This is a genomic window from Caulobacter sp. GW821-FHT11A05 (genome assembly GCF_058809015.1).
Map to the genome: position 1 here is coordinate 46,892 of NZ_JBXASF010000001.1, position 19,711 is coordinate 66,602.

Sequence of the window (19,711 nt, forward strand, 5' to 3'; positions counted from 1 at the left end):
GGAGAAGGTGTCGGCGTAGCCGACGGATGAGGGCAGCACCGGCCATTCGGATTGGCCGCGTTCTGGCGCAACTCGTCCGGCGGTGGCGCTGCCCTCATCCGACCCCCTTCTGGGGCCACCTTCTCCCGACAAGCGGGAGAAGGATCTGAACGGAGACTTCAATGCTCGACCCCCACTTCCGCGCCATGCTCGACGCCGCCGCCGCCATCGAGATGCCGCCGCTGGACCAGCTGCCGCCGGAGATGATCCGCATGGGCTACGTCGCCCAGCGGGCCGGCCTCGACGCCGGCGCCCCCAAGGACCTGGCCGTCCGCGATCTGCAGGTCGACGGCGGGGCCGGCAAGCTGACCGCCCGGCTGTACGAGCCCAAGGGCGCCCCGGCGACCACCGGCGGCCTCGTCTACTTCCACGGCGGCGGCTTCGTGATCGGCAACCTGGAGACCCACGACGACTTCCTGCGCCGGCTGTGCGCGGCGTCCGGCGTGCGGGTGCTGGCCGTCGACTACCGCCTGGCCCCGGAGCATCCCTTCCCCGCCGCCCACGACGACGCCCTGGCGGCAACCAGATGGGCCTTCGACCACGCCGCCGAGATCGGTTTCGACCCGGCCCGCATCGGCGTCGGCGGCGACAGCGCCGGCGGCAACCTGGCCGCCTGCATGGCCATCGACCTGCGAGGCGATCCCCGCAAGCTGGCCTTCCAGCTGCTGCTCTACCCGGCCACCGCCATGGCCCAGGAAACCCAGAGCCGCGCCGACCTGGCCACCGGCTACGTCCTGACCGCCGAGGTCATGGCCTGGTTCGGCAAGCATTTCGCCGCCGAGGGCCACGCCGACGCCCGCCGCGCCGAGCCGGCCCATGTCGAAGACCTCTCCGGCCTGCCCGCCGCCCTGGTGGTTACGGCCGGCTTCGATCCGCTGAAGGACGAAGGCCGCGTCTACGCCGGGCGCCTCGCCAAGGCCGGGGTCAAGGCCGAGCACATCGAGTACCCGGCCTTCGTCCACGACTTCTACATCATGGCCAGCGTCGCCCCGCCGGTGGTCGCCGCCATCGAGGAGACGGCGGCGAAACTGAAGGCGGCGCTGGGCTAGTTCCTCCCCCATCGGGGGAGGGGGACCATTGCGAAGCAATGGTGGAGGGGGTCCCCACCATCGGTGGCGGCTGAACCTACCAAAGATGCCGCTGACATGGGGAGCGGACCCCCTCCGTCAGCGGCTTCGCCGCTGCCACCTCCCCCGATGGGGGAGGAACTGCCCGTCCCCACATGACAGGAGATTCACAAAACACCGCTTGACGACAATGTACTCTAAAATGCAAAGTACATTGCAGAAGGCGGGTTGGTCCCGCCACGGGAGCAAGCCATGACCTTCAAGACCCTGATCCTCGCCGGCGCGCTGAGCGCCTCCCTTTGCGCCGGTTCCGCCTTCGCGGCCGACGTCGCCGTCACCCTGACCGGCGTCAAGGCCGAGGGCGGCACCATGCTGGTCTCCCTGCAGAGCAAGGACCAGTTCATGAAGCCGGTCGGCGCCAAGGGCGCCATCGGCCCGGCCACCGCCGGAACCATGGTGCTGAATGTCGAGGACGTGCCCCCCGGCGACTACGCCGTCATGGTCATGCACGACGCCGACTCGAACTGGACGATGACCATGAAGGACGGCAAGCCGGCCGAAGGCTGGGGCCATTCGGGCGCCGCCGACGGCAAGACCTTCGATGCCGTGAAGATCACCGTGCCGGAAGCGGGCACGGCGGTCACCGTCGCCCTCGCCTATCCCCAGTAAGCATTCAGGAGCGCGGGGCGATGAAGCGGGCGATGTGGACGGCGATGGCCGTGGCGGCCGGACTGGCGCTTGTCGGTCCGGCGACGGCCCAGACGATGGGGGGCGGGCAGGAAACCCTGCGCTTCACCGGCGCGATGTGGTGGACGCCGGACGGCTTCAAGCCCGGCGACCACTATGTGCGGGGCGGCGTCTTCGTGCGCCCCACGCCCAAGGCCCGCACGGTGGATCTCGCCGGCGCCTTCGTCGTCCCGCCCTTCGGCGAGGCCCACAACCACAACATCGACACGCCCCAGCAGGCCAAGGTGGTCAGCGACCAGTACCTGGCCAATGGCGTCTTCTATGTGAAGAACCCCAACAGCCGGGCCGCCTATACCGGTGAGACCCGCGCCCTGATGAACCGCCAGGACACCGTCGACGCCCGCTTCTCGATGGGCGGCCTGACCGGCGAGGGGGGCCACCCCATCCGCCTCTACGGCTTCCTGTCGCGCTTCACCGGCCCTGAAAAGCCCGGCGAGTCCTTCGAGGGCGACGCCTTCCACACCGTCCGCACCGCCGCCGACATCGAGCCGGCGCTCGCCCGCCTGCAGGCCCAGGGCGCGGACTTCGTGAAGACCTACCTGCTGCACTCGGAGCTCCACGAACAGCGCAAGGCCGACAAGGGCCAGTACGGCCTGCGCGGCCTCGATCCCAAACTCTATCCGGCCATCATCAAGGCCGCCCATCGCCGTGGCCTCAAGGTCAGCGTCCATATCGAGACCGCCGCCGACTTTCGCCTGGCGGTGGCCAGCGGCGTCGACGAGATCAACCACCTGCCCGGCTACATGTGGGAGGCCGGCGAGAGCCCAGACGCCTACCGCCTGACGCTTAAGGACGCCCGCGACGCCGCCCGCTCCGGCGTGGTGGTGGTGACCACCACGGTGATCACCGACAACCTCAACATGCCCCGGGCCCGCAAGGCTGAGGTCAAGGTGGTGCAGACCGCCAACCTTCGGCTGCTGCGCGCCGCAGGGGTCAAGCTGGCCATCGGCTCGGACAACTACATGCAGACCTCGCGCGTCGAGGTCGAAAACCTGGCGGCGATGAAGGTGTTCGATACGCCGACCCTGCTGCGCCTGTGGATCGAGACCCCCAAGGTCTCCATCTTCCCGGGCCGCCGCCTCTCCTGCCTGGACGTCGGCTGCGAGGCCGACTTCCTGGCCCTGGGCGCCGACCCGACCCGCGACCTGGCCGCCACCAAGGCCATCACCGCCGCCTGGAAGGACGGGCGGCCGCTCACCCTTGTCGCGGTCAAGAGCACGGTGATCCCCGGCGGCCCGACCGGTGGCGGCCACGTTCACTAGAAGAGGGGACACATTGAATTGCCACGCACCCGCCGGAGCCAGCCTTGGCGCCCGCGCCAGCGGCAATTCAATGTGTCCCCGTTTCCTTCTAGAACCCCTTGGCGACCCCCTCGCGGCGGGGGTCGGCCCCGCCTTCCAGGCGACCGCCCTCGCGGACGATCACCCCGTGCAGGCCGCTGTTCTCGCTGCCGTTGGACCGCAGGACCAGGCCCCGCTCGGCCAGGGCGGCGACCACCCCGGGAGCGAAGCGGTCGGCCTCGCCGCTGACGCCCGGGCCCCGGGCGATCAGGTTGGGCAGCTCGATGGCCTGCTGCATGGTCAGCTTCCAGTCCAGCACCCCGACCAGGACCTTGAGATTATAGGCCAGGATGGACGAGCCGCCCGGACTGCCGACGGCGGCGAGGAAGCGGCCGTCCTTGTCCAGCACGATGACCGGCGACATCGACGAGCGCGGCCGCTTGCCCGGGGCCACGGCGTTGGCGGCCGGAACGCCGTCGGCCAGGGTCGGGCTGAAGTCGAAGTCGGTCAGCTGGTTGTTGAGGAAGAAGCCGCCGGCCATGCGGCCCGAGCCGAAGATGCTCTCGACCGTGGTGGTCATCGAGACGACGTCACCCTTGGCGTCGACGATGACGACATGAGAGGTGCCGCCGGGCTCGATGGTCTTGTCGGGCCCGCGCGGTTTGGCCCCCGGCGGGACCCCGGCCTCCGGCGGCGGACCAAGCCGGTCGCCGATCAGCGCCGCCCGCTCGTCCAGGTAGCCGCCGTTCAACAGGCCCTTGACCGGCACCGAGACGAAGTCCGGGTCGCCGACATAGCGGTCGCGGTCCGCGTACATCAGCCGCTCGGCCTGGGCGATCTGCAGCCAGGCGACCGGGTCGGCCGGCCCCCGGTCGGCGATGTCGGTGCGCTCCAGCAGCTTCAGCGCCTGCAGCAGGCTGACGCCGCTGGAGACCGGCTGGGCGGTGCAGACCAGATAGGCCCGGTAGGGGGCGCACAGGGCCTTCTTCTTCAGCGGCTTGTAGGCGGCGAGATCAGCGGTGCTCAGGCTGCCGGGGGCCGGGCCCTCGGCCACCTTGGCGGCGATGGCCTCAGCCAGCGGCCCCTTGAGCAGGCCGTCCGGCCCCTCGGCGGCGATGCGGCGCAGGCTTGTCGCGTAGTCCGGGTTCTTCAGCACATCGCCGGCCACGTAGCGTTTGCCGTCGGGCTTGGTGAAATAGCGGGTGGCGTCGGCCGTCTTCGACATCGGGAAGACGGAGGTGATCATGCCGGCCAGCCGCGGGCTGACCGTGAAGCCGTCGGTCGCCAGCCGCTCGGCGTCGCCGAACAGGCTGTTCCACGGCAGGACGCCATGTTCCTTCTGAGCGTAGTAAAGCATGGCGATGGCGCCCGGCGCGCCGGTCGAGCGGCCGCTGAGCACCGCCTGGATGAAGTTCATCGGCTTGCCGTCTTCGCCGAGGAACATCTTCGCATCGGCCCCGGCCGGCGCCGTCTCGCGTCCGTCGTAGGCGGTGACCGCCTTGGTTTCGGCGTCGTAGTGGATCAGGAAGGCGCCGCCGCCCAGGCCGCTCGATTGCGGCTCGACCAGGCCCAGCACCGCCTGCACCGCCACCGCCGCGTCGACGGCGCTGCCGCCGCGCTTGAGCACCGCCAGCCCCGCCTCGACCGCCAGCGGGTTGGCGGCGGCGACCATCACCGGACCACTCCCGGGATTGGGAGAGGCGGCGACAGGTTCCGGCTTCGCCGCGAAGGTCGAACAGCCCGACAGCAGCAGGGACAGGGCCGTAACGGCGGCGATCAGGGGACGCATGGGCTCTCCAGCAGCAGGCTCGACACCATAACGGCGACGCGATGGACAACAACGGTCCGGCGGGCGATTAAACCCCTCCAGCCCCCGGAGTTCCGATGCCTGCTCGCCCCGGACCGCGCAACTGCCTAACAGACGTGCCCGGCCTGAAGGTCGGGCAGGCGCATGACGCGCGGGTCCGCACCGGCGTCACCGTCATCCTGCCGGACGAGCGCGCCGTCTGCGCCGTCGATGTGCGCGGCGGCGGACCCGGCACGCGGGAGACCGACGCCCTCAACCCTGAGAACCTGATCGGGGCCAGCATCGACGCCGTCGTGCTGTCCGGCGGCTCGATGTACGGCCTTGCCGCCGCCGACGGCGTCGCCGCCTGGCTGGGCGCCAACGGCCGGGGCTATCTGGTCTCCCAGAACGCGGACGTGCCCCGCGCCCCCATCGTGCCGGCCGCCATCCTGTTCGACATGGCCAACGACGGCGACAAGGCCTGGGGCCTGGAGCCGCCCTACCGCCGCCTCGGCATCGAGGCGGCGCAGGCCGCCGGCCTCGACATCGCGCTGGGCACCGCCGGCTGCGGCTACGGCGCCAAGGCCGGCGGCTGGAAGGGCGGCACGGGCAGCGCCAGCATCGTCACCGACGACGGCCTCATCGTCGGGGCCATCGCCGGGGTCAATTCCTACGGCTCGGTGACGGCCGGCGACGACCGCACCTTCTGGGCCGCCCCCTTCGAACTGGACGGCGAGTTCGGGGGCCTCGGCCCCGCCGGCCTGACCAGCGCCGCCGACGACTGGAACCTGTCGAAAGCCAACCCGGGCCTGCGCCAGAACACCACCATCGCCGTCATCGCCACCAACGCCATCCTGTCTCCCGGCGACGCCAAACGCGTCGCCATCATGGCCCAGGACGGCCTCGCCCGCGCCATCCGCCCGGCCCACGCCCCCTTCGACGGCGACATCGTCTTCGCCCTCTCGACCGCCCAGCGCCCCCTGGACGAGCCCGCCCCCATGGCCGTCGCCCGCATCGGCGCCCTGGCCGCCGACGTCCTGGCCCGGGCCATCGCGCGGGGCGTCTATGAGGCCACGTCCTGGCCGGGAAGCGACATCCGCTGCTGGAAAAACGGCCGGTGAAAAAAGCGGTCTGACCCGCTTGCCTTTCTAATCCGCCGCGACTAGGTTCCGCGCCCTCGCCGGACCCCTACGGGACCCCTGCGAAGTGCGCGCCCGTAGCTCAGCTGGATAGAGCATCAGACTACGAATCTGAGGGTCGGACGTTCGAATCGTTCCGGGCGCGCCATTTTCTTCCTGACATTGCCGGTCGCCTCAGGGCTGAACGGGATCGACCGTCAGGTTTTCGGTCGGCTTGGTCGGTCCGCTGCCCCGGTCGGGACCGTTGCTTTGGGCGCGACGAACCTCATTGGTATTCGATCTCGTCATCCTCCGCCCACGTTTCCGTCGGAGCGGGGTCATCCACGAATGTGAATGAGGCACCGGTTGCCAAATGCCGTTCGAGTGCTTCCTGAGTCACCGCCTCGAACTGCGGATAGTCGCCGATCTCTAGGCCCATGTCTGGATCTTGGCCTGCATCTCGTTGGGCCTGATCGAACGCCTTGGCCTCCCATCTGCCCTGCCGCGCATCCGAGATGGCATTTATCAGGGCTGTCTCCGGAAGAGCAGGGAACTTGCCAGCGTGTACCTGGGTCCCAAGCGCGAAGGCCGCTGCGAAATCCTCGATGTCTACCCAAGTCTTTTCGGCGACGTGTCGGAAGCTCTCGGCCATCGGCCTGCCGGCACCTTCCGTAAGGCGCCCCAATTCGTCAGCCTCGACCGAATAATCAAACGGATCATTGGTCTCTATGCCGAAGTCAGTCACGCACCACTGCCTGCCAGCCCAATAGACTTTGCGCGGAGCCTGTTCGTCGTCGCTCATTCCTCGCCCTCTCGTTGGAAGTCTTGGCTTCGAAGTCGATAGATGGGCGTCGTCAGCTTCGAACCCAAGGGCATTGCAGCCAGCTTGAGCAGTGGAATTGAGTCAGAATGGGAACTACCCGCTGACGCTTCGATGATTGAGCTTTCGAAGTGTCTACGCCAAAAACGGAAACGACGACACGCTCTTCACCGTCTCCTCCACCAGCGGCGTCCGGTTCACCGGCGCCGCCGCCCGTTGCGGGCACTGGCGGCGTTCGCAGATGCGGCAGGCGGGGCCGACTTCCACCACCGCCGGGGCGGCCATGTCGAGGCCCTTGGCGTAGACCAGCTTGGCGGCGTGCTTGAGCTCGCAGCCCAGGCCGATGGCCAGTTCGTCCTCCAGGCCGCCGAGCAGGCCGGCCACGCGGCGCACGGTGCGCGAGAGGGTGAAGTAGCGTTCGCCGTCCGGGGTCTCGATCACCTGGGTGACGATGCGGCCCGGGGTCTTGAAGCTGTCGTGGACGTTCCAGCGCGGGCAGGTGCCGCCGAACCGGGAGAAGGGGAAGGGGCCGCTGGCGTAGCGTTTGGAGATGTTGCCGGCCGCGTCGACCCTGAGCATGAAGAAGGGGATGCCCCGGGCCCCGGAGCGGGCCAGGGTGGTCATCCGCTGGGCCGCCTGTTCGAAGCTGACGCCGAACCGCGAGCGCACCCGCTCGATGTCGTAGCCGGTCTCCTCCAGGGCGGCGAGGAACTTGTCGTAGGGCATCATCATCGCCCCGGCCACGTAGTTGCCGAGGAAGACCTTGAGCTGCTGGCGGGTGGCGCGGTCGGGCGGGGTGAAGCGGTCGGCGATGGCGCTGATCGCCTCGCCATGGACCAGCAGGCTGAGCTGATAGGCCATGGCGAAGGTGCGGCTGGCCGGGGCGAGCGTCTCGGCGATCAGGAGCTGTTTGCGGTGCTGGTCGTAGCGGCGCAGCGTACCGCTCATCACCTCAACCGGCATGACCCGCACCTTGACCCCGCAATGGTGCAGCAGGCCCTCGCGCAGCGAGGGGGCGAAGTCGCGCTGGTCGGCCTTGATCTCTCGTAGCAGGGCCTCGGCCAGGGTCTCCAGTTCGGCGAAATGGTTGCGCTGGGCGCTGACCAGGTCGCGGACCCAGTCGGTGGGGGTGGTGTGGGGGGCGGCCGGAACGTCGTCGCGGCCTTCGAAGGCCGACAGGTCGATGAGGTTGCCGCGGTCGAGATAGGCGCGGTAGAGGCGCACGAAGGCCTCGGCCAGGCTCGGCGACAACTCGGCCACCTCGGCGGTCTCGTGGCGGTTGATGGCCAGGTCGGCGAACAGGCGGTCGGCCAGCACCTCGTCGAGGCCCACCCCGCCGCCGGGCTCGTCGGCCGACAGGCTGCGCAGGTCCAGGTCATAGGCGTCGGCCAGGCGCAGCAGCACCTGGGCCGTCACCGGCCGCTGGTTGCGCTCCAGCAGGTTCAGATAGCTGGGCGAGACCTTCAGCTGCTCGGCCATCGCTGCCTGGGTCGCGCCCAGGTCGCGGCGCAGCCGCTTCAGCCGCCCACCCAGGAAGAGCTTCTTGTCCGTCGTCGCCATTCAGTCATGTTGTCATAAATTTACAGACTCTACAAAGTCAATTTACGACAAATCGTCTTCAATAGGTTCGCCTCGCGCCGGGCCCTGCCGTTAGGTCGCTTTCAACGCGCCACCTTCCAGTTCCCGGACGAGACCATGACCCGCAAGACCTACGCCGAACACCGCGACGCCCTCCTCCGCCGCTACCCCGACGGCCAGACCTCGGGCGGCGTCGGCATCGACGACATCATCCAGCTGAAGATGCAGAACACCTTCTCGACCCACCTCGACATCGCCAAATCGATGGCCGGGGTGATGCGGGCCGACATGGCCGAGTACGACCGGGACAGCTCGAAGTTCACCCAGTCGCTGGGCTGCTGGTCGGGCTTCCACGCCCAGCAGATGATCAAGTCGGTCAAGCGCCTGCGCGGCACGACCAAGGGCGCCTACGTCTACCTGTCCGGCTGGATGGTCGCGGGCTTACGCAACCGCTGGGGCCATCTGCCCGACCAGTCGATGCATGAGAAGACCGCCGTCGTCGACCTGATCGAGGAGATCTACGTCTCCCTGCGCCAGGCCGACGAGGTGGCGATCAACGACCTGTTCAAGATCCTGCGCGAAGCCCGCAAGAGCGGCGACGAGGTCGGCGAACGCGCCGCCATCAAGGCCATCGACGAGTTCGAGACCCATGTCGTGCCGATCATCGCCGACATCGACGCCGGCTTCGGCAACGAGAACGCCACCTACCTCTTGGCCAAGGAGATGATCAAGGCCGGCGCCTGCTGCCTGCAGATCGAGAACCAGGTCTCCGACGCCAAGCAGTGCGGCCACCAGGACGGCAAGGTCACCGTGCCGCGCGAGGACTTTATCGAGAAGCTGCGGGCCTGCCGCCTGGCCTTCGAGGAGCTGGGCGTCGACGAGGGCGTCATCGTCGCCCGCACCGACAGCCTGGGCGCCGGCCTGACCCAGAAGGTGCCGGTCAGCCAGCAGCCGGGCGACCTGGCCTCCGACTACATCAAGTGGCTGAAGACCGAGGTCATCACCGCTGAAAACCCGATCCAGGAGGGCGAGATTGCCCTCTACCAGGGCGGCGAGTTCGTCAAGCCGGTGCGCATGCCCAACGGCCTGTTCGCCTTCCAGGACGGAACCGGCCGCCAGCGGGTCATCGAGGACTGCATCGCCTCCCTGACCCAGGGCGGCGCCGACCTCCTGTGGATCGAGACCGACACTCCCAACGTCGATGAGATCGCCTCGATGGTGGCCGAGGTCCGCAAGGCCGTGCCGGACGCCAAGCTGACCTACAACAACAGCCCGTCCTTCAACTGGACCCTCAACCTGCGCGGCCAGGTCCGCAAGGAATGGATCGCCAGCGGCAGGATCGCCGAGGACGCCTATCCGGAGGGCATCAAGCTGATGTCGGCCGACTACGACACCGACGAGCTGGGCCTCGAAACCGACCGTCGCCTGGCCAACTTCCAGGCCGACATCTCGGCTCGGGCCGGGGTGTTCCACAACCTGATCACCCTGCCGACCTTCCACCTGACCGCCAAGTCGATGGACGAGCTGAGCCGTGGGTATTTCGGCGACGACCGCATGAAGGCCTACGTCAACTCGGTGCAGCGCGAGGAGATCCGCCGCGGCGTCTCGGCCGTGAAGCACCAGCACGAGGTCGGCTCCGACCTCGGCGACACCTTCAAGGAGATGGTCGCCGGCGAGCGGGCCCTGAAAGCCGGCGGCCACGCCAACACCATGAACCAGTTCGCCGCCGCCTAAGTCACGCAGAGACAAGGAGACTTCCAATGTCCAAGCCTGCTTTCACCCCCGCCTCGATGCCGGACTCCAACAGCCGCGAGCGCGCCATCGAACGCATCGCCGAAGCCTCCCACCGCCTCAACGAGGCGGTGCGCCGGGCCCTCGACGCCGGCTATTCGGTGGAACTGGTCCGCGCCTCCCGCTGCCACGACGGGGCCGGCAACTGGGGCGACCAGATCGTCCCGACGGTGCGGGAAAAGGAAGCGGTGGCCTGAGGGCTGCTAAAATTCCGCTCATCCCGGCGAAACGAAGTTCGGCGCAAGCCAATGCCGGGACCCATTTCGTAGGGCGCCGGCGTGGCCAGATTGGTCACGACCGGCCCGTCCGACGGTCTTGTCCTTGAGTCCAGTCCTGCACCACCGAGATCACGCGGATGGATCCCGGCATTCGCCGGGATGAGCGGAAGGTTTTGGGGTTCAGGGCGGGACATTTTGCTCACTCCAGAGAATCCCATGCCCCTCGACACCGCCGCCAACATCCAGATCACCGGCCCCGTCGAGGGCCGCGCCGCCGAGGTCCTGACGCCCGAGGCCCTGGCCTTCGTCGCCGACCTGCACCGCGCGTTCGACGCCCGCCGCCGCGAACTGCTCAGCGCCCGCAAGGTCCGCCAGGCGGCCTTCGACGCCGGCGCCCTGCCCGATTTCCTGCCGCAGACCGCCGCCATCCGCGCCGCCGACTGGACCGTCGCCCCGATCCCGGCCGACCTGCAGGACCGCCGCGTGGAGATCACCGGCCCGGTCGACCGCAAGATGATCCTCAACGCCCTCAACAGCGGGGCCAAGGTTTTCATGGCCGACTTCGAGGACGCCACCGCCCCGACCTGGGCCAACCTGATCGAAGGGCAGGTCAACCTGAAGGACCGCTGGTCGGGCCAGCTGGCCCACACCGACGCCAAAACCGGCAAATCCTATGCGCTGGGCCCCAACCCCGCCGTCCTGATCATCCGCCCGCGCGGCTGGCACCTGCCCGAGCGCCATCTGCAGATCGACGGCGAGACCGTCAGCGGCGCCCTGTTCGACTTCGGCCTCTACCTCTTCCACAACGCCCGCGCCGCCCTGGCCCAGGGCTCCGGACCCTACTTCTACCTGCCCAAGCTCGAGAGCCATCTCGAAGCCCGGCTGTGGAACGACGTCTTCCTGCGCGCCCAGGCGGCGCTGGGCCTGCCCATCGGCACGATCAAGGCGACGGTGCTGATCGAGACCATCCCCGCCGCCTTCGAGATGGACGAGATCATCCACGAACTGCGCGACCACATGGCCGGCCTCAACTGCGGCCGCTGGGACTACATCTTCTCGGTCATCAAGCGGCTGGGCCGCAACCCGGCCTTCCTGACCCCCAACCGCTCGGCCATGGTCATGGGCCAGGCCTTCCTGGGCGCCTATTCGCTGAAGCTGATCCAGACCTGCCACCGGCGCGGCGCCTTCGCCATGGGCGGCATGGCGGCGCAGATTCCGGTCAAGGGCGACCCGGCCGCCAACGACGCCGCCTTCGCCCGGGTGCGGGCCGACAAGGAGCGCGAGGCCGGCGCCGGCCACGATGGCACCTGGGTAGCTCACCCCGACCTGGTGCCGGTGGCCATGGACGTCTTCGACCGGCTAATGCCGGCGCCCAACCAGCTGGACCGCCGCCTCGAGGACCTGGTCATCACCCAGGCCCAGATGCTGGAACTGCATCCCGGCGGCCGCACCGAGGACGGGGTGCGCGAGAACATCCGCGTCGGCATCCGCTACACCCAGGCCTGGATCGAGGGCCGGGGCGCCGTGCCGCTCTACAACCTGATGGAAGACGCCGCGACCGCCGAGATCTGCCGCACCCAGCTGTGGCAGTGGGTGCGCCTGAGCGCCGAGCTCGACGACGGCCGCGATCTGACCTCGGAGCTGTTCGTCAGCCTGCTGACCGACGAGATGGCCGCCCTGCGCCGCGACTTCCCCTCGCCCCGGCTGGAGGAGGCCGCCCAGCTGTTCGTCCAGATGGTGCTGTCCGACACGTTGGAGGAGTTCCTGACTTTGCCGGCATACCAGCTGATCGATTGACCCCCCTCACCGATCACCCCGGCGAAAGCCGGGGCCCAGCTGGCAAACCAGATGACGAGCTGGCGCTGATCAGAGCGAAACCCCATCCGCCGGTGGACACTGGGTCCCGACTTTCGTCGGGATGAGCGGTAGTGGGGGAGGCGGGCCTACTTCCGTTTCTTGGCCGTGTTCAGCTCCACGGCCGCCCGGATCAACGCCTTCAGCGCCGCCTCGTCGATCTTGGCGCCTTGCGGGATGTCGATCGCCCGCCGGGTGTTGCCTTCGAGGCTGGCGTTGAACAGGCCCTTGGGATCGGGTAGCGCCGCGCCCTTGGCGAAGGTCAGCTTGACGGTGGCCTTGTAGACCTCGCCGGTGGTGATGATGCCGGCGTGCTCCCACACCGGCACGCCGCGCCATTTCCAGGTCTCCTCGACCTCGGGATCGGCCTCCTTGATGATCCGGCGGACCTTGGCGAGGGTCTCGCCGCGCCAGTCGGCCAGGGCGGCGATCTTGTCGTCGATCAGCTGGGAGGGGGTGGCTTCGGTCATCGCATCGATCCTCAAAGTTTCTCGCCGGGCAGCTTGGCCGCCTGTTTCACCCAGTCGCTGAACTGCGCCTCGTCCAACTCGCCCTCGCGGATGTCGTAGTAGCGGACCGCCTCGTACTTGGAGGTCCCGGGCGGCTTGGGGTCCATCGAGGATCCCTGGAAGAAGGTCACCTTCACGTACCGGTCGAAGCAGTGGAGGCTGAGGAACCAGAGGTCTTGCTCGACCCCGTAGAAGGGCGAGTTCCACTTCACCGCCTTGCGCACGCCGGGGACGGCGGCCTCGATCAGGGCGTCCAGCCGTTCGCCGAGCGGCCGTTTCCAGCTCGGCATGGCGGCGATATAGGCCTGTACGGGCCCGTCGCCGTAGCCCTTGGCGATTTGCGGATTGCCGCCGGAAAGCAGTTTGGGTTTGTCGCTCACGCCCGCCCCCGGGCCCGCCACTTCACGGCATAGGGCAGCACGAACAGGTAGAGGCCGCTGACCAGGAGCAGGATCAGCGGAACCAGGGCCAGCAGGCCCATCCACATGGGCGGCTGCTGGCCGCCGGACATGGCGACGATGTAGGTGATGACGCCCAGGGTAAAGGCGATGGACAGCCAGCGGTGGGTCTGACGGATCAGCATGCTCATGGATTTCCTCCGGGTTTAATCCAGGCCGTCGAGGACCTGTTCCAATTTGCCCAGGAAGTTGGGCCAGCCCTGCAGCGCACCGCCGAAGGCCTGTTTCTGGTTCGGCCGGAAGCCGGCCTGCTCGACGCGCAGGTGTGTGCCCGCGCCGGTCGGCGTCAGGGTGAAGGTGACCACGCTGTCGAGGTCGAAGGCTGGGTCCTCGTGCCTGTGGTTCCAGCTGTAGGCGAGGGTGCGGCCGGGCTCGACCTCCAGCACTTCGCAGTCCAGCACCCCGCCCCACTCGCCGCGCAGGGTGAAGCGGTGGCCGACGCTGGGGGCGAAGTCGTTCTTCATCAGCCATTCCTCCATCAGGTGCGGCTGGGTCAGGGCCCGCCACAGCTTTTCCGGCGGGTGGGCGATGTCGCGCTCGACGACAACCGAGCGGGTTTGGGTGGCGGTGTCGCTCATTGGTCCATCCTGTTCAGAAGGTCTTCGAGGCCGTCGAGCTTGCGATGCCAAAAGCGGCGCATCTCGTCGGTCCAGTCATTGAGGGCGCTCAGGCCTTCCGGCCGGGCGCTGTAATGGGTCTGCCGGCCATCGGGTCGGTCGCCGACCAGGCCGGCCTGTTTCAGAACGCCCAGATGCTTGGAGACGGCCGGCTGCGACACCCCGGCCCGGGCGGTGATGACGCCCACCGTCTGTTCGCCTTCACGGCACAGGCCCTCGAAGATCGCGCGCCGCGTCGGGTCGGCGAGGGTTCGAAACAGCTGGTCGGTGAGGATCGACATCGGAGATTGATAACTCAGTGGCTATGAGTTGACGTATAACCGCAGAGATATGAGTTCGTCAAGCAGGCCCTCGTGCGCCGCGCGCTCTTCTCCTACACTCAGGCCCATGTGGCGGGACTGGAAGCGGCTGGCGGTCTATGGGGCGGTGCTTGGCGCCGGCGCCCTGGCGCTGCAGTGGCTCGACTACAACCGGCTGGCCCGCGCCCATTCCAGCGACATCTACATCGTCCTGACCGCCATCGGTTTCCTGGTCCTCGGCGTCTGGGTGGGGACGAGGCTGTTCGGCGGTCCAAAGCCGGCCGCCTTTGACGGCAACCCCAAGGCCCAGGCGGCGCTGGGCATCAGCGCCCGCGAACTGGCGGTGCTCAAGGAGCTGGCGGCCGGCCATTCCAACAAGGAGATCGCCGTCCGCCTGCACGTCTCGCCCAACACCGTGAAGACCCATGTGGCCCGGCTGTTCGAGAAGCTGGAGGCCAAGCGCCGCACCGACGCCATCGCCCGGGCGCGCGAGCTCGGCCTGGTGCCCTGAAAATCATTTGGGTGAGGTCGCGAAAATCACCCTTTCGGGCGATTGGCGAGCGCGGTTCCCTGAAGCCTTGTGAGGGCCTAACCTCAAACCCAAGGGGAGGCTCACATGCTTCGGAACATTCTCATCTTCGGCGTCATCGGCGGGGTGATCGTCGGCACGCCCATGGTCCTGATGACCGCGCTCACCGGCGGCAAGGCGCTCTACGAGGGCGGCATGGTGATGGGCTACACCATCATGCTGATCGCCCTCAGCACGGTGTTCATCGCCATCAAGCGCCAGCGCGACGTGGGTGGCGGCGGGGTGATCAGGTTCTGGCCGGCCCTGGGCCTTGGCCTCGGCATCACCGTCGTGGCCAGCGTCTTCTATGCGGCCGCCTGGGAACTGGCCCAGGCGATCAGCCAGGTCGATTTCCCGAGCGTCTACGCGGCCGCCCAGATCGAGGAGCTCAAGGCCAAGGGGGCGTCCGCTGAAAAGATCGCCGCCACCGCCGCCGAGATGGCCAAGTTCGCCGAATGGTACAAGAACCCGCTCTACCGCATCCCGATGACCCTGGTGGAGATCCTGCCGGTTGGGGTGCTGGTCTCGGTGGTCTCCGCCGCCCTGCTGCGCAACAGCCGCTTCCTGCCGGCCCGCCAGGCCGCGACCTGAGCGGTCAACCAAAAGCCGGGATTGCGCGTATCTTTGGGCCAGACCTCAAGGATACGCGCATGTTCCGACTCATCCGGCTGGCGGCCTTCGCCCTGTTGGCCCTGCTGATCCCGGCGGCGGTGCTGGCCAAGCCGCTGCCGAAGACGGAGGTGGCGGTGTTCGCCGGCGGCTGCTTCTGGTGCATGGAGAACGACATGCGCGGCATCCCGGGGGTGCTGAAGGTCGAGTCCGGCTACACCGGCGGCCATGTCAAGAACCCGAGCTATCAGGACGTCACCAGCGAGCGGTCGGGCCACTACGAGGCCGTGCGGGTGACCTACGATCCGGCCCGCCTGCAGTACGACTACCTGCTCTACCGCTACTGGAAGCTGGTCGATCCCACCGACACCGGCGGTCAGTTCTGCGACCGCGGGCCTTCCTACCGGCCGGCGGTGTTCGTCGCCAATACCGCCCAGAGAAAGACCGCCGAAGCCTCGCGGGCGACGGCGGCCAGAAAGCTCAAGCGGGGCAAGATGGCTACCCCGATCCTCGACCTTGGCCCCTTCTGGCCGGCCGAGGCCTACCACCGCGACTACGCCAAACGGAACGCCGCCGACTACCACGCCTACCGCGCCGCCTGCGGCCGCGATGCGCGGCTGCGGGCGGTCTGGGGGAAGTAGCTACTTTTTCTTCGCCTTCAGCGGCTTCAGCGAGCCGGAGATCAGGGCGAAGTCTTCCTTGGCAACGCTGGTGATGATGGTCGGCGGCGAGGCCCCCAGGCCCATGGCCACGCCCTTGACGAAGTAGGCGTCGCCCGGCTCGATCTCGATGACGATCGGGTCGGCCCCGTCCTTGCGGGTGCTGATCACATGGGTCCCCGGGGCGGCGTCGATGACCAGGTACTGGCCGGAGATCAGGGTGCCCATGTTGGTCGCCTTGAAGTCAGGGCCGTAGCGGACGTCCAGCGGATAGCCGCCGGCCACGAACACCGATTCCCGATAGACGATGATGCGGCCCATGCCGGGCTTGGCCGGGCCGATCTTGGCCGGGATGATGTAGTCCTGGGACTGCGTCGCCGGCGCACCCGGGGTGACCGTCAGGCCGCCGGCGCCGACCGTCACGTCGTCGGCCAGCTGGGCCTGGCCGGACAGGCCGGCGGGGGCCTCGATCTCGCTGCCCTTGACCCCGCCGATGGCCCACAGCGAGGCCTTGGAAAGGTCGTTGCCGCGCACATGGATCTGCAGGCCGCGCAGGCGGATCTTCTGGCCGCCGAACTCGATGTAGCGGGGGGCGATGTGCATCTCGCCCGGACGGCCGCCGCCCAGCTTGGTGTTGGCGTGGACAATCTGGCCGGCCACCGGCGTCCCGGCCGGAATGACCGTCTGGCCGTTCAGGGTCAGCGGGGCCGACAGTGTCATGGCGACCATGTCGCCGGTCTTGTTGCCCGCGGTGCTGATGATGGCGGTGGTGGCGACGGTGACCGGCGCGCCGGCGGCCAGCACCTGGCCAGAGGCGGCGGCGGCCGGCGCGGGGGCCTCCTGGGCCAGGACCGGCGTGGCCAGAACGCCCGCCGCGCAGGCGGCGAGAATGACTGCGAACTTCATGGAAAATCCCCCTTGGAACTGGCCGCGACCCTGCCAGCCGGCGGCGCCGGCCGCAAGCGCGAGGTTGTCGCGCGATGGCGCTTACGCTACAGCCGTTCTCGCGTTCCCACTCCGAGCCGACATGTCCCTTGGTCTGACCCTCGCCGTCCTCTGCACAGCCGCCCTGACGGCTGTGTCGGCGCGCGCCATGACCATTATGATGTCGATTAAATCCCCCTCGCCAGGGACGGGAAGGCGCGCGCCCTAACAAGCACCGCCGATGGATCGCAAGATCGCAACCCCGCTCCCTTCACAGGCAGCGGGGTTTTTTATTGCGCCCCATCGGTCACCCCAAAAGGACCGATACGATGACAGAAGCTCTTACCGACCCCGCCCTTGCGGACCTGGGCAGTCCCGCTCGCCTCGCCGGCCAGCGGTTCGCCCAGGCCCTGGCCTGGACGCAGCTGATCGCCGTCACCGCCCGGGTGGAGGCGACCCTGCACGCCGCCGGCTGCCTGGAGGACCTGTTCGCCCTCGAGGCCGGGCTGGGGGCCGCCTTTCCCGCCCGGCCGCCGGTCTGCGAGCTGATGTGGGCCGGCGAGGCCGCCGACGTCGAGCCCAGCGGCCTGCGGCTGGCTGCCTTCGACGAGGCCGGCCGGGTGCTGCTGCGCAAGAGCTACCTGGTAGGGGAAGCCGACCATGCCGGATGACGCCAAACCGCTCAAATGGACAGCTGAGGACCGGCTGCACACCTTCGTGGTCGATGTGCACGAGGAGGCCGACACCCTGATCCGGGTGCTGGGGCCCTTCGCCGTGCAGGAGGCGAAGATCACCGGCATCCAGCTGAACCCCGGTCCGGCCGGCCTGTCGATCGCCATCGAGGCCAGCGGGGTCAGTTCGGAGCGGGCCGAACTGATCGCCCGACGGCTGGACGGGCTGGCGGCGGTTCGTCGCGTCGGCCTCGGCTGGCGCAGCGCCCCCTATGCGTTGTCAAAAGAAACGGGTTAGTCTGCGGCATGGACAAGCCGGTCGTCAGTCTGGAAGCCGTCGCAACGCCCGTGTTCAATCCCGGCGCGGCCCCGCCACCGCCGATTCCGCTCAACCCGCTGCTGACCGCGCCGGTGGCTTCGACCCTGGTCAGGCTGGCGGCACCGAATCTCCTGGGCATGGTCGCCACCACGGCGGTGTCGATCGCCGAGACCGCCTACCTGGGCCATCTGGGCGCCGAGCCGCTGGCGGCGGCGGCGCTGGTGCTGCCTTTCATCATGCTGATGGGGATGATGAGCGCCGGAGCCATGGGCGGCGGCGTCTCCTCGGCCATCAGCCGGGCGCTGGGGGCCGGCAACGAGGCGCGGGCGCGGGACCTGGCGCGCCATGCCCTGGTCATCGGCCTGGGGATGGGCCTGGGCTTCACCCTGGTGCTCAGCCTGCTGGCCGCGCCGCTGTTCCATCTGCTGGGCGGTCGCGGCGAGATCCTGCGGCTGGCCATCGCCTATGGCGGCATCGTCTTCCTGTCGGCGGTGATGATCTGGCTCAGCAACATGTTCGCCTCGGTGCTGCGCGGCTCAGGCGACATGGTCCGGCCGTCGGTGGCATTGATGTCGATGGCGGCGCTGCAAGTGGTGCTGGGCGGCAGTCTCTGCTTCGGCTGGGGGCCGGCCCCGCGCCTCGGCATCGTCGGGGTCGGCCTGGGCCAGGCCATCGCCGGGACCCTGGGGGCCAGCGTCATGTTCCTGATGCTGCGCTCGAAGGGGGCCAAGGTTCCGCTCGTCGTCTCCGGGCCGCTGCGCCGGGAGCTGTTTGCCGACATCCTGCGGGTCGGGGCGCCCGGCCTGCTGTCGCCGATCCAGACGGTCGGGGCCATCCTGGTGATCACCGCCATCGCCGCCCGCTTCGGGGTCGAGACCCTGGCCGGCTACGGCATCGGTTCGCGGCTGGAGTTCCTGCTGGTGCCGATCGCCTTCTCGGTCGGGGTCGCCTCCCTGCCGATGGTCGGCCTGGCCATCGGCGCCGGCGACGTGGCCAGGGCCCGCAAGGTGGCCTGGACGGCCGGGGCCATCGCCGCCGCCGGCCTCGGCTCGCTGGGCATCCTGCTGGCCGTCTTCCCGCAGCTGTGGGTCGGCATCTTCACCCGTGACCTCGGGGTGCAGGCCGCCGCCGCCCTCTATCTGCGGTTCGCGGGCCCGGCCTTCATCTTCTTCGGCCTCAGCCTGGCCCTCTACTTCTCCAGCCAGGGGGCCGGCCGGGTCTGGGGCCCGCTGCTGGCCGGCACCGCCCGGCTGCTGCTGATCGCCATCGGCGGCTGGCTGCTGATCCAGTTCGAGGCGCCGAGCTGGGCCCTGTTCGCTCTGGTGGCGGCCGGCATGGTGGCCATGGGAAGCCTGACGGCGGCTTCGATCGCCCTGACGCCCTGGGGTCCTCAGCCCTCGCGGGTCAAGGTGACGTAGAGCTCCTGCTCGATGACCCACTGGCCGGTCGCCTTGCGCCAGACGGCCAGGTAGTCACCGCCCAGCGTCTGGTCCTTCCAGCGCCCGACCCAGGTTCCGCGCTCGGCGGCGCGGGCGTCTTCGTGGTCGGGCGTCACCTCCACGGGCGTGCGCTCATAGGCGATGAAGCCCGGATCGGCGAACTGGGCGGCGAAGGCTTCGACGATGGCCCGCGCCCCGACGATCAGCCCGCCCTCGCCGCCGATCAGGTTGGCGTCGGCCGCGAAGAAGGGCGCCAGTCGCCGCGCCTCATGGGCGGCGATGAATTTGTTGGTCAGGCGGCGGCGGGCGCGGATGGCGTCTTGCGTCGAGGGCATGAGCCC

Annotated in this window: 23 protein-coding genes and 1 tRNA gene; 14 read left to right on the plus strand and 10 right to left on the minus strand. The window is 68.8% G+C overall.

The annotated features are described in order from the left end of the window. Positions 1–161: 161 nt before the first annotated feature. From AC1RSK_RS00245 to AC1RSK_RS00255, 3 genes are all read left to right on the plus strand, one after another. Positions 162–1,088, plus strand: coding sequence for an alpha/beta hydrolase (locus tag AC1RSK_RS00245; protein WP_492904437.1), 927 nt, complete (start codon positions 162–164; stop codon positions 1,086–1,088). A gap of 270 nt (positions 1,089–1,358) precedes the next feature. Further along, positions 1,359–1,775: a DUF2141 domain-containing protein gene (locus tag AC1RSK_RS00250; protein ID WP_492904439.1), complete on the plus strand. Its 417-nt coding sequence runs from the start codon at positions 1,359–1,361 to the stop codon at positions 1,773–1,775. Positions 1,776–1,795: 20 nt separating this feature from the next. After that, complete coding sequence (locus AC1RSK_RS00255; protein WP_492904441.1) at positions 1,796–3,115, plus strand: amidohydrolase family protein; 1,320 nt, start codon at positions 1,796–1,798, stop codon at positions 3,113–3,115. Positions 3,116–3,203: 88 nt separating this feature from the next. Here AC1RSK_RS00255 and ggt read toward each other — a convergent pair whose 3' ends face one another. Further along, complete coding sequence (gene ggt / locus AC1RSK_RS00260; protein WP_492904443.1) at positions 3,204–4,922, minus strand: gamma-glutamyltransferase; 1,719 nt, start codon at positions 4,920–4,922, stop codon at positions 3,204–3,206. Positions 4,923–5,017: 95 nt separating this feature from the next. On the opposite strand from ggt, the gene AC1RSK_RS00265 reads away from it, so the two are divergent. Together AC1RSK_RS00265 and AC1RSK_RS00270 are read left to right on the plus strand one after the other, a co-directional pair. Then, on the plus strand, positions 5,018–6,040 hold the full coding sequence (locus AC1RSK_RS00265; protein ID WP_492904444.1) for a P1 family peptidase: 1,023 nt from the start codon (positions 5,018–5,020) through the stop codon (positions 6,038–6,040). Positions 6,041–6,129: 89 nt separating this feature from the next. Continuing rightward, positions 6,130–6,206 (plus strand) — tRNA-Arg (locus AC1RSK_RS00270). A 117-nt stretch (positions 6,207–6,323) separates the two neighbouring features. On the opposite strand, the gene AC1RSK_RS00275 is transcribed toward AC1RSK_RS00270, so the two are convergent. Both AC1RSK_RS00275 and AC1RSK_RS00280 read right to left on the minus strand, forming a co-directional pair. Then, positions 6,324–6,839, minus strand: coding sequence for a hypothetical protein (locus AC1RSK_RS00275; protein WP_492904446.1), 516 nt, complete (start codon positions 6,837–6,839; stop codon positions 6,324–6,326). Positions 6,840–6,992: 153 nt separating this feature from the next. Beyond that, positions 6,993–8,417, minus strand: coding sequence for a helix-turn-helix domain-containing protein (locus tag AC1RSK_RS00280; protein WP_492904448.1), 1,425 nt, complete (start codon positions 8,415–8,417; stop codon positions 6,993–6,995). Positions 8,418–8,552: 135 nt separating this feature from the next. Between AC1RSK_RS00280 and AC1RSK_RS00285 the strand changes: the two genes are divergently transcribed. From AC1RSK_RS00285 to aceB, 3 genes are all read left to right on the plus strand, one after another. Continuing rightward, complete coding sequence (locus AC1RSK_RS00285) at positions 8,553–10,169, plus strand: isocitrate lyase (protein ID WP_492904450.1); 1,617 nt, start codon at positions 8,553–8,555, stop codon at positions 10,167–10,169. 26 nt (positions 10,170–10,195) lie between these two features. Continuing rightward, positions 10,196–10,423: a hypothetical protein gene (locus tag AC1RSK_RS00290; protein ID WP_492904452.1), complete on the plus strand. Its 228-nt coding sequence runs from the start codon at positions 10,196–10,198 to the stop codon at positions 10,421–10,423. 237 nt (positions 10,424–10,660) lie between these two features. Next, positions 10,661–12,241, plus strand: a complete 1,581-nt coding sequence (aceB, locus tag AC1RSK_RS00295; RefSeq protein WP_492904454.1) for a malate synthase A — start codon at positions 10,661–10,663, stop codon at positions 12,239–12,241. A gap of 146 nt (positions 12,242–12,387) precedes the next feature. On the opposite strand, the gene AC1RSK_RS00300 is transcribed toward aceB, so the two are convergent. Genes AC1RSK_RS00300 through AC1RSK_RS00320 form a run of 5 tightly spaced genes read right to left on the minus strand, consistent with a single transcriptional unit; the run spans position 12,388 to position 14,163 of the window. After that, positions 12,388–12,768: a DUF1801 domain-containing protein gene (locus AC1RSK_RS00300; protein WP_492904456.1), complete on the minus strand. Its 381-nt coding sequence runs from the start codon at positions 12,766–12,768 to the stop codon at positions 12,388–12,390. A gap of 11 nt (positions 12,769–12,779) precedes the next feature. Further along, positions 12,780–13,187, minus strand: coding sequence for a DUF1801 domain-containing protein (locus AC1RSK_RS00305; protein ID WP_492904458.1), 408 nt, complete (start codon positions 13,185–13,187; stop codon positions 12,780–12,782). Beyond that, a complete protein-coding gene (locus tag AC1RSK_RS00310) occupies positions 13,184–13,396 on the minus strand; it encodes a hypothetical protein (protein ID WP_492904460.1) in 213 nt (70 codons plus the stop codon). Before AC1RSK_RS00310 ends, AC1RSK_RS00305 begins: the two co-directional genes overlap by 4 nt. A gap of 15 nt (positions 13,397–13,411) precedes the next feature. Then, positions 13,412–13,843: an SRPBCC family protein gene (locus tag AC1RSK_RS00315; RefSeq protein WP_492904462.1), complete on the minus strand. Its 432-nt coding sequence runs from the start codon at positions 13,841–13,843 to the stop codon at positions 13,412–13,414. Continuing rightward, positions 13,840–14,163, minus strand: a complete 324-nt coding sequence (locus tag AC1RSK_RS00320) for an ArsR/SmtB family transcription factor (RefSeq protein ID WP_492904464.1) — start codon at positions 14,161–14,163, stop codon at positions 13,840–13,842. Before AC1RSK_RS00320 ends, AC1RSK_RS00315 begins: the two co-directional genes overlap by 4 nt. Positions 14,164–14,269: 106 nt before the next feature. On the opposite strand from AC1RSK_RS00320, the gene AC1RSK_RS00325 reads away from it, so the two are divergent. The 3 genes from AC1RSK_RS00325 (at position 14,270) to msrA (ending at position 15,999) form a co-directional block, all read left to right on the plus strand. Beyond that, on the plus strand, positions 14,270–14,692 hold the full coding sequence (locus AC1RSK_RS00325) for a helix-turn-helix transcriptional regulator (RefSeq protein WP_492904466.1): 423 nt from the start codon (positions 14,270–14,272) through the stop codon (positions 14,690–14,692). Between the two features lie 105 nt (positions 14,693–14,797). After that, positions 14,798–15,340 carry a DUF4199 domain-containing protein gene (locus AC1RSK_RS00330; protein WP_492904468.1) on the plus strand — a complete coding sequence of 181 codons (543 nt, stop codon included), beginning with the start codon at positions 14,798–14,800 and terminating at the stop codon, positions 15,338–15,340. Positions 15,341–15,399: 59 nt separating this feature from the next. Beyond that, positions 15,400–15,999: a peptide-methionine (S)-S-oxide reductase MsrA gene (gene msrA, locus AC1RSK_RS00335; RefSeq protein ID WP_492904470.1), complete on the plus strand. Its 600-nt coding sequence runs from the start codon at positions 15,400–15,402 to the stop codon at positions 15,997–15,999. On the opposite strand, the gene AC1RSK_RS00340 is transcribed toward msrA, so the two are convergent. Continuing rightward, positions 16,000–16,923: a hypothetical protein gene (locus tag AC1RSK_RS00340; protein WP_492904472.1), complete on the minus strand. Its 924-nt coding sequence runs from the start codon at positions 16,921–16,923 to the stop codon at positions 16,000–16,002. A gap of 347 nt (positions 16,924–17,270) precedes the next feature. On the opposite strand from AC1RSK_RS00340, the gene AC1RSK_RS00345 reads away from it, so the two are divergent. The 3 genes from AC1RSK_RS00345 to AC1RSK_RS00355 are packed head-to-tail and all read left to right on the plus strand — an operon-like array spanning position 17,271 to position 19,349. Further along, entirely contained in the window at positions 17,271–17,612 is a 342-nt protein-coding gene (locus AC1RSK_RS00345; RefSeq protein WP_492904474.1) for a hypothetical protein, read from the plus strand. Continuing rightward, positions 17,602–17,910, plus strand: a complete 309-nt coding sequence (locus AC1RSK_RS00350) for an ACT-like domain-containing protein (RefSeq protein ID WP_492904476.1) — start codon at positions 17,602–17,604, stop codon at positions 17,908–17,910. The genes AC1RSK_RS00345 and AC1RSK_RS00350 overlap by 11 nt, the downstream gene beginning before the upstream one ends. An 8-nt stretch (positions 17,911–17,918) precedes the next feature. Then, the gene (locus AC1RSK_RS00355) at positions 17,919–19,349 is read left to right on the plus strand and encodes an MATE family efflux transporter (RefSeq protein ID WP_492904478.1); all 1,431 of its coding nucleotides are present in this window, start codon (positions 17,919–17,921) and stop codon (positions 19,347–19,349) included. On the opposite strand, the gene AC1RSK_RS00360 is transcribed toward AC1RSK_RS00355, so the two are convergent. Further along, entirely contained in the window at positions 19,322–19,705 is a 384-nt protein-coding gene (locus tag AC1RSK_RS00360) for a YybH family protein (RefSeq protein ID WP_492904480.1), read from the minus strand. The genes AC1RSK_RS00355 and AC1RSK_RS00360 overlap by 28 nt on opposite strands. Positions 19,706–19,711: the final 6 nt, after the last annotated feature.

What these genes read in the sequence shown, in the direction of transcription:
- AC1RSK_RS00285 (WP_492904450.1), top strand. Translation starts at nt 8,553, where the DNA reads ATGACCCGCAAGACCTACGCCGAACACCGCGACGCCCTCCTCCGCCGC.
- AC1RSK_RS00290 (WP_492904452.1), top strand. Translation starts at nt 10,196, where the DNA reads ATGTCCAAGCCTGCTTTCACCCCCGCCTCGATGCCGGACTCCAACAGC.
- AC1RSK_RS00300 (WP_492904456.1), bottom strand. Translation starts at nt 12,768, where the DNA reads ATGACCGAAGCCACCCCCTCCCAGCTGATCGACGACAAGATCGCCGCC.
- msrA (WP_492904470.1), top strand. Translation starts at nt 15,400, where the DNA reads ATGTTCCGACTCATCCGGCTGGCGGCCTTCGCCCTGTTGGCCCTGCTG.
- AC1RSK_RS00315 (WP_492904462.1), bottom strand. Translation starts at nt 13,843, where the DNA reads ATGAGCGACACCGCCACCCAAACCCGCTCGGTTGTCGTCGAGCGCGAC.
- AC1RSK_RS00320 (WP_492904464.1), bottom strand. Translation starts at nt 14,163, where the DNA reads ATGTCGATCCTCACCGACCAGCTGTTTCGAACCCTCGCCGACCCGACG.
- AC1RSK_RS00355 (WP_492904478.1), top strand. Translation starts at nt 17,919, where the DNA reads ATGGACAAGCCGGTCGTCAGTCTGGAAGCCGTCGCAACGCCCGTGTTC.
- AC1RSK_RS00255 (WP_492904441.1), top strand. Translation starts at nt 1,796, where the DNA reads ATGAAGCGGGCGATGTGGACGGCGATGGCCGTGGCGGCCGGACTGGCG.
- AC1RSK_RS00360 (WP_492904480.1), bottom strand. Translation starts at nt 19,705, where the DNA reads ATGCCCTCGACGCAAGACGCCATCCGCGCCCGCCGCCGCCTGACCAAC.
- AC1RSK_RS00245 (WP_492904437.1), top strand. Translation starts at nt 162, where the DNA reads ATGCTCGACCCCCACTTCCGCGCCATGCTCGACGCCGCCGCCGCCATC.
- AC1RSK_RS00250 (WP_492904439.1), top strand. Translation starts at nt 1,359, where the DNA reads ATGACCTTCAAGACCCTGATCCTCGCCGGCGCGCTGAGCGCCTCCCTT.
- AC1RSK_RS00345 (WP_492904474.1), top strand. Translation starts at nt 17,271, where the DNA reads ATGACAGAAGCTCTTACCGACCCCGCCCTTGCGGACCTGGGCAGTCCC.
- AC1RSK_RS00310 (WP_492904460.1), bottom strand. Translation starts at nt 13,396, where the DNA reads ATGAGCATGCTGATCCGTCAGACCCACCGCTGGCTGTCCATCGCCTTT.
- aceB (WP_492904454.1), top strand. Translation starts at nt 10,661, where the DNA reads ATGCCCCTCGACACCGCCGCCAACATCCAGATCACCGGCCCCGTCGAG.
- AC1RSK_RS00330 (WP_492904468.1), top strand. Translation starts at nt 14,798, where the DNA reads ATGCTTCGGAACATTCTCATCTTCGGCGTCATCGGCGGGGTGATCGTC.
- AC1RSK_RS00280 (WP_492904448.1), bottom strand. Translation starts at nt 8,417, where the DNA reads ATGGCGACGACGGACAAGAAGCTCTTCCTGGGTGGGCGGCTGAAGCGG.
- ggt (WP_492904443.1), bottom strand. Translation starts at nt 4,922, where the DNA reads ATGCGTCCCCTGATCGCCGCCGTTACGGCCCTGTCCCTGCTGCTGTCG.
- AC1RSK_RS00275 (WP_492904446.1), bottom strand. Translation starts at nt 6,839, where the DNA reads ATGAGCGACGACGAACAGGCTCCGCGCAAAGTCTATTGGGCTGGCAGG.
- AC1RSK_RS00265 (WP_492904444.1), top strand. Translation starts at nt 5,018, where the DNA reads ATGCCTGCTCGCCCCGGACCGCGCAACTGCCTAACAGACGTGCCCGGC.
- AC1RSK_RS00340 (WP_492904472.1), bottom strand. Translation starts at nt 16,923, where the DNA reads ATGAAGTTCGCAGTCATTCTCGCCGCCTGCGCGGCGGGCGTTCTGGCC.
- AC1RSK_RS00350 (WP_492904476.1), top strand. Translation starts at nt 17,602, where the DNA reads ATGCCGGATGACGCCAAACCGCTCAAATGGACAGCTGAGGACCGGCTG.
- AC1RSK_RS00325 (WP_492904466.1), top strand. Translation starts at nt 14,270, where the DNA reads ATGTGGCGGGACTGGAAGCGGCTGGCGGTCTATGGGGCGGTGCTTGGC.